Source organism: Microbacterium sp. 5K110 (assembly GCF_005774735.1).
Taxonomy (GTDB): domain Bacteria; phylum Actinomycetota; class Actinomycetes; order Actinomycetales; family Microbacteriaceae; genus Microbacterium.
The window spans coordinates 1-15,197 of sequence record NZ_VBUM01000033.1; the positions used below are offsets into that span (position 1 = coordinate 1).

Annotated in this window: 17 protein-coding genes; 8 read left to right on the top strand and 9 right to left on the bottom strand. The window is 70.4% G+C overall.

The features are described 5' to 3' along the window. Window positions 1–89 precede the first annotated feature (89 nt). From purM to FE256_RS09315, 3 genes are read left to right on the top strand one after another with little or no spacing between them, the layout of a single operon-like run. On the top strand, window positions 90–1,232 hold the full coding sequence (gene purM / locus FE256_RS09305; RefSeq protein ID WP_138174965.1) for a phosphoribosylformylglycinamidine cyclo-ligase: 1,143 nt from the start codon (window positions 90–92) through the stop codon (window positions 1,230–1,232). 6 nt (window positions 1,233–1,238) lie between these two features. Next, on the top strand, window positions 1,239–2,714 hold the full coding sequence (gene purF / locus FE256_RS09310) for an amidophosphoribosyltransferase (protein ID WP_138174967.1): 1,476 nt from the start codon (window positions 1,239–1,241) through the stop codon (window positions 2,712–2,714). Continuing rightward, window positions 2,711–3,928 carry an MFS transporter gene (locus FE256_RS09315; RefSeq protein WP_138174969.1) on the top strand — a complete coding sequence of 406 codons (1,218 nt, stop codon included), beginning with the start codon at window positions 2,711–2,713 and terminating at the stop codon, window positions 3,926–3,928. The genes purF and FE256_RS09315 overlap by 4 nt, the downstream gene beginning before the upstream one ends. A gap of 7 nt (window positions 3,929–3,935) precedes the next feature. Here the strand turns inward: FE256_RS09315 and FE256_RS09320 are convergent, their stop codons facing one another. After that, the gene (locus tag FE256_RS09320) at window positions 3,936–4,118 is read right to left on the bottom strand and encodes a DUF3073 domain-containing protein (RefSeq protein WP_138174971.1); all 183 of its coding nucleotides are present in this window, start codon (window positions 4,116–4,118) and stop codon (window positions 3,936–3,938) included. Window positions 4,119–4,284: 166 nt separating this feature from the next. Here FE256_RS09320 and FE256_RS09325 point away from each other — a divergent pair, with 166 nt between their 5' ends. Further along, window positions 4,285–4,800 carry a universal stress protein gene (locus tag FE256_RS09325; RefSeq protein ID WP_138174973.1) on the top strand — a complete coding sequence of 172 codons (516 nt, stop codon included), beginning with the start codon at window positions 4,285–4,287 and terminating at the stop codon, window positions 4,798–4,800. A gap of 3 nt (window positions 4,801–4,803) precedes the next feature. On the opposite strand, the gene FE256_RS09330 is transcribed toward FE256_RS09325, so the two are convergent. The 3 genes from FE256_RS09330 to FE256_RS18160 all read right to left on the bottom strand — a co-directional run bounded on the left by FE256_RS09330 (window position 4,804) and on the right by FE256_RS18160 (window position 6,725). Continuing rightward, window positions 4,804–5,409 carry a PadR family transcriptional regulator gene (locus FE256_RS09330; protein WP_138174975.1) on the bottom strand — a complete coding sequence of 202 codons (606 nt, stop codon included), beginning with the start codon at window positions 5,407–5,409 and terminating at the stop codon, window positions 4,804–4,806. Next, complete coding sequence (locus FE256_RS09335; protein WP_394529860.1) at window positions 5,409–6,254, bottom strand: DUF4097 family beta strand repeat-containing protein; 846 nt, start codon at window positions 6,252–6,254, stop codon at window positions 5,409–5,411. The genes FE256_RS09330 and FE256_RS09335 overlap by 1 nt, the downstream gene beginning before the upstream one ends. A 306-nt stretch (window positions 6,255–6,560) precedes the next feature. Continuing rightward, window positions 6,561–6,725 carry a hypothetical protein gene (locus FE256_RS18160; RefSeq protein WP_171024277.1) on the bottom strand — a complete coding sequence of 55 codons (165 nt, stop codon included), beginning with the start codon at window positions 6,723–6,725 and terminating at the stop codon, window positions 6,561–6,563. 214 nt (window positions 6,726–6,939) lie between these two features. Between FE256_RS18160 and FE256_RS09340 the strand changes: the two genes are divergently transcribed. Then, a complete protein-coding gene (locus FE256_RS09340) occupies window positions 6,940–7,209 on the top strand; it encodes a DUF7218 family protein (RefSeq protein WP_138174977.1) in 270 nt (89 codons plus the stop codon). Between the two features lie 45 nt (window positions 7,210–7,254). Here FE256_RS09340 and FE256_RS09345 read toward each other — a convergent pair whose 3' ends face one another. The 5 genes from FE256_RS09345 to FE256_RS09360 form a co-directional block, all read right to left on the bottom strand. Beyond that, window positions 7,255–7,533, bottom strand: coding sequence for a metal-sensitive transcriptional regulator (locus tag FE256_RS09345; RefSeq protein WP_138174979.1), 279 nt, complete (start codon window positions 7,531–7,533; stop codon window positions 7,255–7,257). Continuing rightward, window positions 7,530–9,194 (bottom strand): FAD-dependent oxidoreductase, encoded by a 1,665-nt coding sequence (locus tag FE256_RS09350; protein ID WP_138174981.1) that lies wholly within the window; start codon window positions 9,192–9,194, stop codon window positions 7,530–7,532. The genes FE256_RS09345 and FE256_RS09350 overlap by 4 nt, the downstream gene beginning before the upstream one ends. After that, window positions 9,191–9,352, bottom strand: coding sequence for a DUF8730 family Cys-rich protein (locus FE256_RS18665; RefSeq protein ID WP_490530540.1), 162 nt, complete (start codon window positions 9,350–9,352; stop codon window positions 9,191–9,193). The genes FE256_RS09350 and FE256_RS18665 overlap by 4 nt, the downstream gene beginning before the upstream one ends. A gap of 61 nt (window positions 9,353–9,413) precedes the next feature. After that, window positions 9,414–10,397: a cation efflux transmembrane domain-containing protein gene (locus FE256_RS09355; RefSeq protein ID WP_138174983.1), complete on the bottom strand. Its 984-nt coding sequence runs from the start codon at window positions 10,395–10,397 to the stop codon at window positions 9,414–9,416. Continuing rightward, window positions 10,394–10,873, bottom strand: a complete 480-nt coding sequence (locus tag FE256_RS09360; RefSeq protein WP_138174985.1) for a transporter substrate-binding domain-containing protein — start codon at window positions 10,871–10,873, stop codon at window positions 10,394–10,396. The genes FE256_RS09355 and FE256_RS09360 overlap by 4 nt, the downstream gene beginning before the upstream one ends. Before the next feature lie 105 nt (window positions 10,874–10,978). Between FE256_RS09360 and FE256_RS09365 the strand changes: the two genes are divergently transcribed. The 3 genes from FE256_RS09365 to FE256_RS09375 all read left to right on the top strand — a co-directional run bounded on the left by FE256_RS09365 (window position 10,979) and on the right by FE256_RS09375 (window position 14,999). Further along, window positions 10,979–11,347, top strand: coding sequence for a fluoride efflux transporter FluC (locus tag FE256_RS09365; RefSeq protein WP_171024278.1), 369 nt, complete (start codon window positions 10,979–10,981; stop codon window positions 11,345–11,347). Further along, window positions 11,344–11,709 (top strand): fluoride efflux transporter CrcB, encoded by a 366-nt coding sequence (crcB, locus tag FE256_RS09370; RefSeq protein WP_138174989.1) that lies wholly within the window; start codon window positions 11,344–11,346, stop codon window positions 11,707–11,709. Before FE256_RS09365 ends, crcB begins: the two co-directional genes overlap by 4 nt. Window positions 11,710–11,813: 104 nt before the next feature. After that, entirely contained in the window at window positions 11,814–14,999 is a 3,186-nt protein-coding gene (locus FE256_RS09375) for an efflux RND transporter permease subunit (RefSeq protein WP_138174991.1), read from the top strand. The last annotated feature ends 198 nt before the right edge of the window (window positions 15,000–15,197 follow it).

Genomic DNA, 15,197 nt, shown 5'->3' on the forward strand with positions numbered 1-15,197 from the left:
GTCCTCCCCTCGCCGAATCTCCTCCCCTCGGCCGCACACCACAGCCCCCGGCGGGGAGGGGGCCCGGGTCATGCGGGTAGTCTGTTGCGGTGGCCTCTGCTCCCCACGAAAACCCCTATTCCGCTGCCGGCGTCGATACTGCCGCGGGTGACCTCGCCGTCGAGTTGATGAAGTCGGCCGTGCGGCGCACTCACGGTCCTGAGGTGCTGGGCGGTGTGGGCGGCTTCGCCGGCCTGTTCGACGCCTCCGCGCTGCGCGACTACGCCCGCCCGCTGCTGGCGACCAGCACCGACGGCGTCGGCACCAAGGTCGCGATCGCTCAGGCGATCGACAAGCACGACACGATCGGCGAAGACCTCGTCGGCATGGTCGTCGACGACATCGTCGTGGTGGGCGCGCGGCCCCTGTTCATGACGGACTACATCGCGTGCGGCAAGGTCGTCCCCGAGCGCATCGCCGACATCGTCGCGGGGATCGCCCGCGGGTGCGCGATGACCGGTACGGCCCTCGTCGGCGGCGAGACCGCCGAGCACCCGGGCCTGCTGGGCGTCGATGACTACGACGTCGCGGGCGCGGCGACGGGCGTCGTCGAGGCCGATCGCGTGCTCGGCGCCGAGCGGGTGCGCGGCGGCGACGTGGTGCTGGCTCTCGCCTCGAGCGGGCTGCACTCCAACGGCTACTCGCTCGTCCGGCACATCGTGGCAGGTCGCGGCATCACCTACGGCTCGGTGTCGGCCGAGCTCGGCGGCACGTGGGGCGAAGCCCTGCTCGAGCCCACGCGCCTGTACACCTCGCCCCTGCTGCGTCTGCTCGACGACGCGGCGGTGGGCCCCGGCATCCATTCGCTCAGCCACGTCACCGGGGGCGGCATCGCGGCCAACCTCGCGCGCGTCCTGCCGCAGCACACGTGGGTCGACGTGGACCGTTCGACGTGGAGCCCCTCGCCGGTCTTCCGTGTTCTCGCCGACCTGGGCGGCCTCGACCTCACCGCGACCGAGGGCACGTGGAACCTCGGTATCGGCTTCCTCGCCGTCGTCGCGCCCGAGATCGCGGATGCCGCGACCGCGGCGCTGCAGGCCGATGGCATCGCGACGTGGCAGGTCGGTGTGGTGCGCGACGACGCGCGCCCCGACGGAGAGTTCGAACAGGGCGCGAAGGGCGTCGACGGAGGCGCCGTGCGCCTGGTCGGTTCCTACGCGGATGCCGGTCACCCGGCGAACGGAGCAAAGTAACACCCCATGTGCGGCATCGTCGGCATGGCCGGGCAGGGCCCGGTCAACCAGGAGATCTACGACGCGCTCCTGCTCCTCCAGCACCGCGGCCAGGACTCCACGGGCATGGCCACCGCCGAGTCCAGCGGCGTCTTCCACATCCACAAGGCGCGCGGGCAGGTGCGCGAGGCGTTCCGCACTCGCGACATGCGCGCGCTGCTCGGCGACATCGGCCTCGGACACGTGCGCTACGCCACGAAGGGCACTGCCTCGAGCGAGGAAGAGGCGCAGCCCTTCTACGTCAACGCCCCGTACGGCATCGTGCTGGTGCACAACGGCAACCTCACGAACACGCGCGAGCTCACGAGCGAACTGTTCCACAACGACCGCCGACACCTGAACACCAGCTCCGACACCGAGCTCCTGGTGAACATCCTCGGTTCCGAGCTGCAGTCCGAGATCTCCGGCCCTGACCTCGACCCCGACCAGGTGTTCCGCGCCGTCACCCGCGTGCACGAGCGCGTGGAGGGGTCGTACGCCTCGATCGCCCTCATCGCCGGCTACGGTCTGCTTGCGTTCCGCGACCCGTTCGGCATCCGTCCCCTCATCCTCGGCAAGCGCCCCGCCCCCGAGGTGCCCGGCGGTGGCGAGCGCGACGAGTGGATCGTGGCATCCGAATCGCTCGTGCTCGAGAACGCCGGCTTCGAGGTCGTGCGCGACGTCGAGCCCGGCGAGGCGGTCTTCGTCACGCTCGACGGCACGCTGCACTCCCAGCAGTGCGCGAAGAACCCCACGCTCGCCCCGTGCTCGTTCGAGTACGTCTACCTCGCTCGCCCGGACTCCGTGATGAACGGCATCTCGGTGTACGAGGCGCGGCTGCGCATGGGCGAGCGCCTGGCCGACACGATCGCGAAGTACACCCCGCTCGGGTCGATCGACGTCGTCATGCCGATCCCGGACTCCTCGCGTCCCGCGGCGATGCAGGTGGCCCGCAAGCTCGGCATCGAGTACCGCGAGGGCTTCTACAAGAACCGCTACGTCGGCCGGACGTTCATCATGCCGGGGCAGGCGGTGCGCAAGAAGAGCGTGCGCCAGAAGCTCAACGCGATGTCGACCGAGTTCCAGGGCAAGAACGTCCTGCTGATCGACGACTCCATCGTGCGCGGCACCACGAGCCGCGAGATCATCCAGATGGCACGGGATGCCGGTGCGAAGAGCGTCACGTTCGCTTCGGCGGCGCCGCCGGTCCGGTATCCGCACGTGTACGGCATCAACATGCCCTCGCGGCAGGAACTGGTCGCGCACGGCCGTACGATCCCGGAGATCGCCGAAGAGCTCGGTTGCGACTACCTGGTGTATCAGGAGGTCGACGACCTCAAGGCCGCGATCATGGAGGGCACCGACCTGGTCGACCTCGACATGAGCTGCTTCGACGGCCGGTACGTCACCGGCACGGTGTCGGACGAGTACCTCGCCTGGGTCGAGGGCAGCCAGGAGTCTTGACCCCGCGTCGCGCGGGGACGGTCGCGCTGGCTGCGGCCGCGATCGTGCTGCTCGCGCTGACGCTGCGGATCGCCGTGGCGTCGCTGTCGCCCTTGCTGACGGTGATCGCGCGCGACTTCCCGCTACCGGCCGCGGTGGTGGGTCTCATCGGCATGGCGCCGCCGGTGGCGTTCGCACTGTCGGCGGTGGTGACTCCGGCGATCGAGCGTCGCCTGGGGCTGGAGCGGCTCGTGCTGATCTCGGCCGTCGCGGCCGCTGTGGCCCTGGGGGTGCGAGCCCTCGCGGTGGACGCCTGGACGCTGCTGGCCGCCACGGCGGGGGTGTTCGCCGCCGTCGGGGTGGCGAACGTGCTGGTTCCGGCGGTGGTGAAGAAGTACTTCCCGGAGCGCGTGGGGCTGATGACCACGGTCTACACGACCACGATGGCCGTGGCGACGTTCACGCCGCCGCTCGTGGCGGTGCCGCTGGCCGACGCGGTCGGCTGGAGGGGGTCGTTCGCCGTGTGGGCCGTCGTCGCCGTCGCCGCTGTCGTGCCCTGGATCGCGATGAGCGTGCGGGCCCGCGCGGGTCGGGACGACGTTCTCGAGGAGCCGCGCGCGTCGGTGTTGTCGCGCGTGATGCGCGTGCCGCAGGCGTGGGCGCTGGTGACCACGTTCGCGGTGAACTCGTCCGTCGCGTATGGGATGTTCGCGTGGCTGCCGACGATCCTCATCGACACCGCCGGTGTGGACGCGGCGACGGCCGGCGGCCTGCTCGCCCTGTTCTCGTTCATGGGCCTGCCGGTCTCGCTCGTCATCCCCCTGCTCATCGCGCGCTGGCGGCGGACGGGCCCGTTCTACGTCTTTGCGGTGGCGGGCGGGCTCGCCGGTATCGCGGGGCTGTTGATCGCTCCGGGCGCGGCGACCGTCCTCTGGGTCGTGCTCATCGGCCTGCCGCCGCTGATGTTCCCGATGGTGCTGGTCCTGTTCGGGCTGCGCACGCGCTCGCACGAGACGGCGGTCGCCGTGAGCGGCTTCGTCCAGAGCGTCGGCTACGCGCTCGCCGCCCTCGTGCCGCTCGCCATCGGCGTGACGCACGAACTGACGGGAGGATGGGCCGCCGGTCTGCTCGTGCTCGCCGGTGTCATCGCGTTCGTCGTGCCCGCGGGTGTCGTCGTGGCGCGATCAGAGACGATCGAGGAGGCGTGGGAACGCCGCCACGGTCGAGCGTGGTGACGAGAGGCTAAGCCTTCTCGTCCTCGTACTCGTCGGTGTACTGGTCGGCCCACTTGTCGACGTACGCGTCTTCACCCGCTTCGGGTGCGCCAAGCTCACGCTCGAGAGCCGAGTAGTTCACCGAATAGGTGTCGTACTTCAGCTCACGGGCGATCTTGGTGTTCTTCGCCTTCTGACGGCCACGCCCCATGCGAGACCCCCTCACGATCGACGTCGAGGGCCGCGCTGCGGGCCCTGCGTATTGCGGTTCCGGACCGAGCCGGTAAGAGTAACAGCCAGGATATCACGGTGCTTTCCGCCCCTGCCTGTCGCCGGTCGACGCAGGGGCATCACCGCGTGAGGAGAGGAACTCCGAAATGGCAGAGAGCACTCCGGACCGTACGCGCGTCGGAGCCGTGATCGCGGGTGTCGTGCCGGGTCAGTCCCCCCGCGTCATCCGCGCCGCCGCGCGGCAGGCCGCGCTGGCGGGCACCGAGCTCGTGGTCGTCCACGTCGACACGACGCGGTTCGTCGCCTTCGAGGACCCCGACGGATACGTCAATCCCTCGACGTTGGACGTCGTCGGCGCGGCGGCGCGTGCCGCCCTGGCAGAGGTGCAGAGCGATGCCGCGTCCGCCCTGGACGGCGACCCGGTGCCGTGGTCGGTACGGCAGGTGATCGGCGATCCGGCTCTGGCCCTCATCCACCTCGCCGATGAGATCGACGCGTCGCTGCTGGTGGTGGGCACGCGCAAGAGAGGGTTGGGGGAGTCGCTGCGCGAGTTCCTCACCGGCTCGGTGGCCGCGCGACTCACCCATCGGCAGCACCGACCGGTGCTGGTGGTTCCGCTGGGTGAGCCGTTGGCCCCCGACGAGGAGCTCGTCTGGGAGTGAGTCTCAGGCGCGCATCGCGCGAGTGACGGCCTCCGAGGCCTGTCGAAGCGCCGATTCGATCTCGTCCACACCGGATGCCGCGAGCTCGCCGCCCCGAGCGACGTACGCACGCAGTTCGGAGCGCGTACGTCCACGGAACTCCGTGATCGCGGCGTCCGCGCGGTGCAGTTGCTCGCGGCTGCGGACGCGCGGGTCGTCCTGCGGAGTGCTCTTGGCCTGCTCCCGCTCGTCGCGTGACGCGGCGGCCAGGTCGGCGCGAAGGCTGCGCATGGCATCCCGCACGCTCCCGCGCACCTCGTCGGCGATCAGTCGCACGCTGTCGGCGAGACCGGCCTGGATGCCCTCGAGGTCGCCCTCGCGGGCGTCGACCTCGGCGCGGCCTGCGTCGGTGATCTCGTAGACGGTCTTGCGCCCGTCGACGGTCTTGGTGACGAGGCCCTCTTCCTCGAGCTTCGCCAAGCGCGGGTAGATCGTGCCGGCCGACGGCGAGTAGGTGCCGCCCGTGCGCTCGGTGAGGGCCTGCATGAGGTCGTACCCGTGGCGGGGCGATTCGGCGAGCAGACTGAGGATGTACAGCCGCAGATCGCCGTGCGAGAAGACGGGGGTCATCACCACTCCTCCTCTCCGGCGAGTTCGTCGGGGCGGAGCCCGGAGACCCCGCGGCGCAGCACGGTGATCTCTCCCGAGACGGTGTTGGCGCGGACGTCGACGAACGACCCCGCGAGGGTGCCGGTCGATCCGGTGTAGTTGGTCGGGCCCGATCCCGAGCGCACGTGACCGTCGATCTGCACGCGTCCGCTGACCGAGCGAGCGACGTAGTTCGCGGGCAGCTCGCGGTCGAGGCGGATCGTGGCGGAGCCGCTGACGGAGTTGAGGCTGATCGACTGCACGGTTCCGGTGGAGTCGACGAGCATGGCGCCGGACACCGTGTCGATCGAGGCCTTCGTGACGGCTCCGGTGGCGGTGATGTCGCCCGAGACGCTGTTCGCTGTCAGTGCACCCTGCAGCTCGCGCACCTGCACGTCGCCCGAGACCGCGTTGAGGCTGACGTCGCCGATGAGTCCGTCGACCATGATGTCGCCCGAGACGGTGTTGAGCTTGGCATCCGTCCGCAGTCCCGACACCAGCGCGCTGGCGCTGACGACGCCGAGCGTCAGGGCGACGGTGCGCGGCACGGCGACGCTGACTTCGGCCTTCGGGCCGCCGGCACCGAAGTTGCGGAAGACCTCGAGGAAGTTGTCCCACCGCAGTTGCGGGTGGTCGATCTCGAGACGGCCGTCGGTCATCTCGATGCGCAGGTCTTTGACGGTGACGCCGTGCACCTCGATGCGGGCATTCGGTTCGTCGTGCGCGATGACGTCGATCTGGCCGCCGACGAGCCCGATCTTCAGTTCGCTCAGTGCGTCCACGTCGATGACGCGCGTCTCGCCCGGGTGGACGATCCATTTCTCCATGATGATCTCCTTACTCACGATATATCGCGTTGAGGCCAGTATCGAGATATATCGTGAGTTCGTCAAGGGGGGGGCTGCGGAAACAGAGGATGCGACGGAAACAGGCCCGTCCGGGCGCACCCCTGTTCTCGTGACACAGCCCGCGCGGCAGGCGCGAGCCGCGGCAGGCACGAGCCGCGGCAGGCACGACCCCGTCCCGGAGAAACACGGATGCCACGTGCTCGAAGAACACGTGGCATCCGGGGCGGGGCGAACCCGCAGGGATGAGGGCGGCGCGCACCCGAAACGCGCTCGGCCCTCCGGGGGTTAAACCGGCTTGCGGCCGCTGATCAGGCGGAACAGCAGCACGATGAGCGCGATGAGGCCGACGATGATGGCGATCCAGAGCAGGAAGCTGGCAGCCTGGCCGAGTCCGCTGAAGATGGCGATGACGATCGCGGCGACGATGATGATGATCAGGAAGATGTTCATGGGGGACTCCTTGCTGTGACCGCAGAGCGCGGTAAACCGGCGAGTGGTTGCCTTCCACGTTCTCACTCCCTCCGCATCGTGGCAGGGGGTTGACGTTTCTGGGAATTGGCTGATAACCCGCGCTGTCCGGCGTGGACGCACGCGGTCCTGTCAACCCCGCAGACGTCACGAGCGGTCGGGACGTACCGTGATGGCCCGACGAAAGGAGATGCACATGCCCCAGGGGCGAGGATCCAACAGCCTGAAAGATCCCGAGATGTACGAGGAGCTGCGCGCGCAGGGCGATTCGAAGGAGAAGGCCGCGCGCATCTCCAATGCCGCCGCCGCCCAGGGGCGCGGCAAGGTCGGAGCCCGTGGCGGTCATGCCGAGGACTACGAGGACCGCACGGTCGACGAGCTGAAGAAGCGCGCGAAGGAACTCGGCCTCACCGGCTATTCCGGCAAGAAGAAGGCCGAGCTGATCGAGATGCTCCGCACGCACTGACGGCGGCGATGTCTCTACTGACCGCCCGGCCCCGCGGGAGCGAACTCAAGCCAGGGTGAGGAACAGCTTCTCGAGGTCGTCGAGGGAGAGGCGGTCTTCCGTCGACCCGGCGTCGTCGTCGTCCGCGAGGCACGTGCGCATCGCGGTGCTGACGATGGCGAACCCGGCCCGGTCGAGGGCTTTGCTCACGGCGGCGAGCTGGGTCACGACCGCGCGGCAGTCGCCGCCGGCCTCGACCGCGTCGATGACCGCTGTCAGTTGACCTCGCGCGCGCTTGAGGCGATTCGCCGTTTTGCGGATGGTCTCGGCATCGGTGTCGCTCACGAGCGAGTCCCTTCGGTGGCGGTGCGGCCGGCGAGCCAGGTGAGGTAGCCGCCGTCGAGGTTGCGGACGTCGTGGCCGGCCGCGGTGAGCAGGCGTGCAGCGGTGTGTCCGCGCTGTCCGACCTGGCAGTGTACGACGAGTGGCCCGTCGGGGAGGGCGACCTCCCCGCGCCGCAGCTCGTCGAGCGGGATCGCGACGCTGCCGGGGATCGCTCCCTCGGCGACCTCGGCGGGGGAACGGACGTCGATCAGTGTCACCCCCGCTTCTCGGGCGGCGTCGAGCTCGTGCCATTGCAGCGTGCGCGTCAGCCCGGCGCGAACGTTGTCGGCGACGTAGCCGAGTTGGTTGATGGCATCCTTCGCCGACCCGAAGGGAGGGGCGTAAGCGAGTTCGAGGCGCGACAGCGCCGAGGCGCGCACCCCCGTCTGCATCGCCAGCGCGAGGATGTCGATGCGGCGATCGACACCGCGGCCGCCGACGATCTGTGCGCCGAGGATGCGGTCGTCGACCGGGTCCACGAGCAGTTTCACCGCCATGCGCTCGGCCCCGGGGAAGTACCCGGCGTGGTCGGTCGGGTGCGTGTGCAGAACCCGATGCGGCCTGCCCTCGGTGCGCAGCCGCGCTTCGCTCGCGCCGACGGCCGCGATCACGAGCTCGAAGACCCGCAGGATGGCCACACCGGTCGCCGGTTCGGCCGATTCGACGGCGTCGGTGCCGAGGACCATCGCGTCGGCGGCCGAGCGCCCGTGGCGGTTGGCCAGGCCTGCCATCGTGACCAGCGTCGGGGCGCCCGACACGGCGTCGGTCTTCTCGGCCGCGTCGCCGACGGCGAAGATGTGCGGATCGGAGGTGCGGTGCCACGCGTCGACGGCGATGCCCCCGGACGGCCCGAGTGCCACCCCGGCGGTGGCGGCGAGGGTGGTGTCGGGCCGGGTTCCCCGCGCGTCGATGACGAGATCGGCCTCGATCGCCGCGCCGGAGGTCAGCGCGACGCCGGTCTCGGTGACCCGGGCGATCTCGTCGGAAAGGTGCAGCCCCACACCGCGCCCCCGGAGCTCGCTGACGAGCGGTCCGGCCATCTCGGTATCCAGCGGCCGGAAGGGAAGCGCTCCGCGGTGGACGAGCGAGACCTGGATGCCGCGGCGGGCGAGGTTCTCCACGGCCTCGAGGCCGATGAATCCGCCGCCGGCGACGACCGCGCGCGTCGCGCCGGACGAGAGGCTCCCGGCGATGCGGTCCACGTCCTCGATCGTGCGCAGGGTGACGACCGGAACGCCGTCGTCCGCGCCGGTCAGTGGGGCCGCCGGCAGCGACCCGGGCGAGAGGATGAGCGTGTCGTAGTCCAGGGACTCCTCGGCGCCGGTGGCCAGATCGCGGACCCGGACCGCGCGGGCGGCGCGATCGACGGCCACCACGTCGTGGCGGACCCGGACGTCGAGGGCGAAGCGCGACCGGAGGCTCTCGGGGGTCTGCACGAGCAGCGCCGAGCGTTCCTCGATCTCGCCGCCGACGTAGTACGGCAGTCCGCAGGACGCGAAGCTCACGTGCTGTCCGCGCTCGATGACGATGATCTCGTGCGCGTCGTCGAGTCGGCGCAGCCGCGTCGCGGCCGACATGCCCCCGGCCACGCCGCCGACGATGATCGTGCGCGGCACGGTCATCGACCGAAGAGGCGCGACCACAGTCCGCCTGTCTCGGTGCGCTCGTGCCCCGGGCAGCGGTCCGCGCGCGGCACTCCGGCCATGACGCTGTCCACGTGCTGGCCGCACCCGGCCCAGGTGGTCTTGCCGCAGGTGCGGCAAGTGACGGCTCGACACATGTCGATCTCCTTACGCTGTCGTGCCGCCAGTATAGCAATACCCCCGGGGGTATTGCGGGGGCTATCTCCCCCGGCGCGCTGTCACGACATCGGGGAGATCCGTCACCGGAACGATCACGATGTCCTCGACCTTCCAGTCCAGGGCGATGCACGCCTCACGTGCCTCGTCCAGCTGCGCGAGCGAGACGGTGCTGCCGCGGGGGACGACGAACGCCTCGATGTGGAAGACGTGTCCTTCGTCGCGGGCCCGGCTACCGGCCTCGCGCACCCAGTCGAAATCGGCGAGGACACTGTCGACACGGTCGGCGAGCGGGTGCGGCATCCGGTCGTCGAATGTCGTGGCCCTGGCATCCATCAGGTCGGTGATCGCGGCGACGAGGTTGCGCACGCCGTCGTGCACGATGCTCCCGGCGATGAACAGTGCCGCCGCGGCATCCAGCCACCACACCCCCAGACCGATCCCGCCTACACCGACGATCGTGCCGAGCGACGTCATCCAGTCGGCCTTGTTCATGTCGGCGTCGGCGTAGAGCACCTTGTCGTGCAGCTCGCGCGCCAGCCGCATCTTCATCCGCCCGAGGATCACCGGCGGCACGCCCGTGATCGCCATGACGGCGATCATCAGCCAGCCCAGCCACACGCTGTGCCCGAACAGCGCGACCGTCCCGATCGTGGGGTGCTCTGCTTTCAGCAGGCTCAGCCCCGACTCGACCACGAGGAATGTGCCCATTCCGGCGAGGGCGACCGCGGCGACGACGTGCCCGACCGCGACCGACCGGTGGTGCCCGTACGGATGCCGCGGGGTCGGGCGACGCCGAACGGTGCGCACGGCCACGAGGAAGGCGATCGGCGGGATGAACGACAGCAGATCCTCGAACCACGCCGCTCGCATCGCCTGAGAGTTGCCGAGGACGAGAAGGACGAGAGTCGCCGTGACGACCAGTACTCCGATGGAGACCCACTCCAGCCGCTTCGCCCGGCGGAGGGCCTCCGCTTGAGCCGCGGGGAGTTCCGTCCGGCCGAACGTCACCGCCCTCGCGCTCATCGCGCACCCTCCTCGACGAGGAACGTCTCCAGCCGTGACAGGAAGGCGTTCTCCCCGAGCGGCACGAGCATGACGATCGACGCGCGCGACCCGTCTCCCAGGGTCGCCTCGGCGTACGGGCGGCTGACGCCGGCATCCGCCGTCCACGGGGTGGCGTCGGTGAGGCCGGCCGCGACGACGTCGAGGTCGCCGTCCTTCAGCCCCCGCACGAGCGCTTCCTCGGAGCCGACGGTGAACTCCACGTCGGCGTCGAGCGAGCGAGCGAAGGCGCGCAGCCGATCGACGTCGGTTCCGGCGACGCCCTCGGGTTCGACGCGCACCCACTCGCCGTTGGGGGAGACGCCCGCGCGCAGCACCCCGCCCTCGACCGCAGCGAGCGTGCCGTCGGGGTCGGCCGGGATCCGGATGCCGCACCCCGAGGCGGCCACGGCGAGAGCGGTCGCGAACAGGAGCGCGACGATTCTGCGGCTGATCATGGGGTCCTTCCCGTCGGGGGACCCCCGATCATCTGTGCGCGGTCCCCGTTTGTCCACGGGGTTGTGCGAGCGCGGGACGAACCCCCGGCGCGTAGGGTGTCGTGCGTGGTGTCGTGGCGCGATCTCGTCTCGGTCGCCGTCGGCGGTGCGCTCGGCACGGCGGCGCGTGCCGGGCTGACCCTCGCGTTCGTGGGTGCTCTCGGGCCGGCCCTCGTGCCGATCATCAACGTCGTCGGAGCGTTCGCGATCGGCATCCTGTTCGGAATCCGCGCACGGATGCCGCGCTCGACCCGTGCCCAGCGGGCGCAGCTGTTCTTCGGGACCGGCGTGCTGGGTGGGTTCACCACCTACAGTGCGCTCGCGGTCGAATCCGCCGACCTCGCTTTGCTGTGGTGGGGTGCGGCGACGGTGGTGGTGGGGACCTTCGCGGCATGGATCGGCGTCCTGATCGGTCGCGGCGGGAAGGTGCGATGACGCCCCTGGTCTTCCTCGCGGTGGTCGTCGCCGGCGGGATCGGCGCGGCCCTCCGCTTCGCCCTCGACACGGCCATCCGCGCGCGGACCGGAGAGCGCTTCCCCTGGGGCATCCTGGTGGTGAACCTCACCGGTGCCCTGATCCTCGGGTTCGCGACCCCGCTTGCGGTCGACGAGGCGTGGCGCTGGATCATCGGCACCGGTCTCCTCGGCGGCTACACGACCTTCAGCGCCGTCGCGGTGACCACCGCTCTCCTGGCCGAAGAGGGCCGCACGCGTGCCGCGCTCTCGTATGCGGTGGTCTCGTTCGTCGGATCCGTGCTCGCGGCAGCCCTCGGTCTCACCCTCGGTCACGCCCTTTGAGCGGCCTCCTGCGCTGAGCGCGCATGGAATACTGGGTCTGGATACAGTCCTGTATCGAACGGCTGCCCTCGGCATCCGTCGTCGGTCGACCCGAAGGGCCCCGCGTGTCGTATCTGGCCGTCCTCAGCCTGCGCAATCGCGCGCTCATCGCCCTCGTCACGATCGTCGCCGCGGTGTTCGGCGGTCTCGCCCTGACGAACCTCAAGCAGGAGCTCATCCCCTCGATCGAGTTCCCGCAGCTCGCGGTCGTCACGACCTACCCGGGCGCCTCGCCTGAGGTCGTCGAAGCCGACGTGTCGACGCGGATCGAGGGCGCGATCCGCGGTGTCGACGGGCTGGAGTCCACCACCGCCACGAGCACCACGAACTCCTCGATCGTGTCGGCATCGTTCACGTACGGCACCGATCTGGCCGCCGCGCAGCAGAAGATCCTCGCCGCGATCGCCCGCATCAAGGATCAACTGCCCGAGTCGGCCGACACGACCGTGGCCTCGGCCAGCATCGACGACTTCCCCGTGATCCAGTTGGCCGTCACCGGCTACTCGGACGCCCAGACGATCCAGGCGACGCTGGAGTCGACCGTCGTCCCCGCCCTCGAGGACGTCGACGGCGTCAATGCCGCCCAGGTGGTCGGCGGCACCGGTCAGCGCGTCACGATCACCCCCGACCCCGGCCGACTCGGCGACCGCGGCTACAGCCAGCAGGCGATCACGGACGCCCTCGACGCCAACGGCATCCTCTTCCCCGGTGGCTCGGTCACCGAGGGGGATCAGACGCTGACGGTGCAGACCGGCGCGAAGCTGACCAGCGTCGACGAGATCGCGGCGCTGCCGCTCGTCCCCACCGACGCCGCGCAGATCGCGGTCGGCACCACCACGATCGGCGACGTCGCGGCCGTCTCGCAGCAGACCGACCCCGTGACGACCCTGTCGCGCGTGAACGGCGAACCGGCGCTCACGATCGCGGTCACCAAGCTGCCCGCCGCCAACACCGTCGACGTCTCGCGCGGCGTCCTGGCCGCGATTCCCGACCTCGAAGCCTCGCTCGGCGGAGCCACCTTCACGGTCGTCTTCGACCAGGCGCCCTTCGTCGAGCAGTCGATCGAGGCTCTCGCGCAAGAGGGTCTTCTCGGCCTCGCGTTCGCGGTCGTGATCATCCTCATCTTTCTGATGTCGGTGCGCTCGACCCTCGTCACCGCGATCTCGATCCCCACGAGCGTGCTCGCCACCTTCATCGGGCTGCAGGCCTTCGGGTACTCGCTCAACGTCCTGACCCTCGGGGCGCTCACGATCGCCATCGGTCGCGTCGTGGACGACTCGATCGTCGTGATCGAGAACATCAAGAGGCACTACGTCGGCGACGCGGACAAGATCCCCACGATCATCCGCGCCGTGCGCGAAGTGGCCGCCGCCATCACGGCATCCACGATCACCTCGGTCGCGGTGTTCCTCCCCATCGCTTTCGTCGGCGATGTCACCGGAGAGCTCTTCCGGCCGTTCTCGCTCACCGTCACGATCGCGATGGCCGCCTCGCTGCTGGTCTCGCTCACGATCGTGCCCGTGCTGGCGTCGTGGTTCCTCAAACCCGGCAAGGTGATCCGGGATGCCGAGGGCAACCCCGTCGATCCGGAGTCGCCGAGCGCCCCGCCCTCGCGGCTGCAGAAGGCGTACGTGCCCGTGCTGAGCTGGACGCTGCGGCACTCGTGGGTCACCCTCGGCCTGGCCGTGCTCGTCCTGGCCGGGACAGTGGCATCCGTTCCCCTGCTCAAGACCGACTTCCTCGGCGACTCGGGCCAGAACACCTTCACCGTGACCCAGAAGATCGGTTCCGCTCCGAGCCTCACCGCCGAGGACGCCGCCGCGCAGCGCGTGGAGACCGTGCTGCGCGACGTGCCGGGCGTCGAGACGGTGCAGACCTCGATCGGCTCCAGCGGCTCGGCCCTGCGTGACGCGTTCTCCGGCGGTGGTTCGGGCATCACGTACTCCATCACCTCCGAGGCCGGTGTCGACCAGGTCGACCTGCGCGAGCGAGTGCGCACCGCCGTGTCCGACATCACCGATGCCGGCGAGATCGAGGTGAGCGCCCAGGGCAGCGGCTTCGGGTCCACCGACATCACCGTCGACGTCACCGCGGCCGACGGGCAGGCGCTGCAACAGGCCGCCGACGCGGTGGTCTCGGGACTCCAGGGCCGCGACGGCATCGGCCAGGTCTCCAGCAGCCTGTCGGCCTCGCTGCCGTTCGTCTCGGTGCGGGTCGATCGGGATGCCGCCGCCGAGCGCGGCCTGTCGGAGCGCACGGTGGGCGCGCTGGTGTCGGGTGCGATGCAGCCGCGTCAGGCGGGCACGGTCGAGATCGACGGGCGCGGTCTCAGCGTGTACATCGCCTCGGACAACCCGCCCACGACGATCGACACGCTGCGGGCGCTGGAGATCCCAACGGCGCGCGGCACCGTGCGCCTCGACGAGATCGCGACGGTCGAGACGAGCCAGACGCCCCCGAGCATCACGACCGCGCGGGGCCTGCGCACCGCCACGGTCACCGTCACACCGACCACGGACGACCTCGGCAGCTCCTCGACGAGTGTGCGCGAGGCTCTCGCCGACGTGTCGCTGCCCGACGGGGCGACCGCAGAACTCGGCGGGGTCGTGACCGATCAGCAGGACGCCTTCAGTCAGCTCGGTCTGGCGCTCCTGGCGGCGATCCTCATCGTGTACGTGGTGATGGTGGCGACCTTCAAGTCGCTGCGGCAGCCCCTCGAGCTGCTCGTCTCGGTGCCGTTCGCGGCCACCGGAGCCATCCTCATGCTGCTGGTGACCGGGGTGCCGCTCGGTGTCGCCGGCATGATCGGCGCCCTGATGCTCGTGGGCATCGTCGTCACGAACGCCATCGTCCTGATCGACCTGGTGAATCAGTACCGCGCGCGGGGGCTCAGTGTGTTCGAGGCCACGATCGTCGGCGGTTCACGGCGACTCCGCCCGATCCTCATGACCGCGCTCGCCGCGATCTTCGCGCTCGTGCCGATGGCGCTGGGCATCACCGGACACGGTGGGTTCATCTCGCAGCCGCTGGCCGTCGTGGTGATCGGCGGGCTCGTGTCGTCGACATTCCTGACACTCCTCGTGCTGCCGACGCTGTACAACCTCGTCGAGGGAGCGCGGGAGCGGCGGATCGCCCGACGCGCGGCGCGGTCGACGGCCGACGCAGGCGAGGCGGAGTCGACGACGGGCGAGCAGGAGCCGACGCCGGACGAGCACCCGCTGAGCCGACGAGAGCTGCGCGAGCGCCACTGACGAGGACCGGCCCGCGCCGCACGACGCAGACACGCGCGCGCCGCGCCGGACGGGTGTCGAGGGCCGCCGTGCCGGGCATGACGGTGCGGCGGGTGAGGGCGGTGAGGGGCGCGGCCGGGCGCGAGGCGAAGGCCGCCGCGACGGCGGTGCGGACCCGGGAGGGCACCCGCTCCTGCTGCGCGGTCTCGACGGCGGGCT

Excerpts from the sequence above, each read along its gene's own strand:
- crcB (WP_138174989.1), top strand. The coding sequence starts at position 11,344 with ATGACGCCCCTGGTCTTCCTCGCGGTGGTCGTCGCCGGCGGGATCGGC.
- FE256_RS09325 (WP_138174973.1), top strand. The coding sequence starts at position 4,285 with ATGGCAGAGAGCACTCCGGACCGTACGCGCGTCGGAGCCGTGATCGCG.
- FE256_RS09360 (WP_138174985.1), bottom strand. The coding sequence starts at position 10,873 with ATGATCAGCCGCAGAATCGTCGCGCTCCTGTTCGCGACCGCTCTCGCC.
- FE256_RS09320 (WP_138174971.1), bottom strand. The coding sequence starts at position 4,118 with ATGGGGCGTGGCCGTCAGAAGGCGAAGAACACCAAGATCGCCCGTGAG.
- FE256_RS09340 (WP_138174977.1), top strand. The coding sequence starts at position 6,940 with ATGCCCCAGGGGCGAGGATCCAACAGCCTGAAAGATCCCGAGATGTAC.
- FE256_RS09355 (WP_138174983.1), bottom strand. The coding sequence starts at position 10,397 with ATGAGCGCGAGGGCGGTGACGTTCGGCCGGACGGAACTCCCCGCGGCT.
- purF (WP_138174967.1), top strand. The coding sequence starts at position 1,239 with ATGTGCGGCATCGTCGGCATGGCCGGGCAGGGCCCGGTCAACCAGGAG.
- FE256_RS18160 (WP_171024277.1), bottom strand. The coding sequence starts at position 6,725 with ATGAACATCTTCCTGATCATCATCATCGTCGCCGCGATCGTCATCGCC.
- FE256_RS09350 (WP_138174981.1), bottom strand. The coding sequence starts at position 9,194 with ATGACCGTGCCGCGCACGATCATCGTCGGCGGCGTGGCCGGGGGCATG.
- FE256_RS18665 (WP_490530540.1), bottom strand. The coding sequence starts at position 9,352 with ATGTGTCGAGCCGTCACTTGCCGCACCTGCGGCAAGACCACCTGGGCC.
- FE256_RS09335 (WP_394529860.1), bottom strand. The coding sequence starts at position 6,254 with ATGGAGAAATGGATCGTCCACCCGGGCGAGACGCGCGTCATCGACGTG.
- FE256_RS09330 (WP_138174975.1), bottom strand. The coding sequence starts at position 5,409 with ATGACCCCCGTCTTCTCGCACGGCGATCTGCGGCTGTACATCCTCAGT.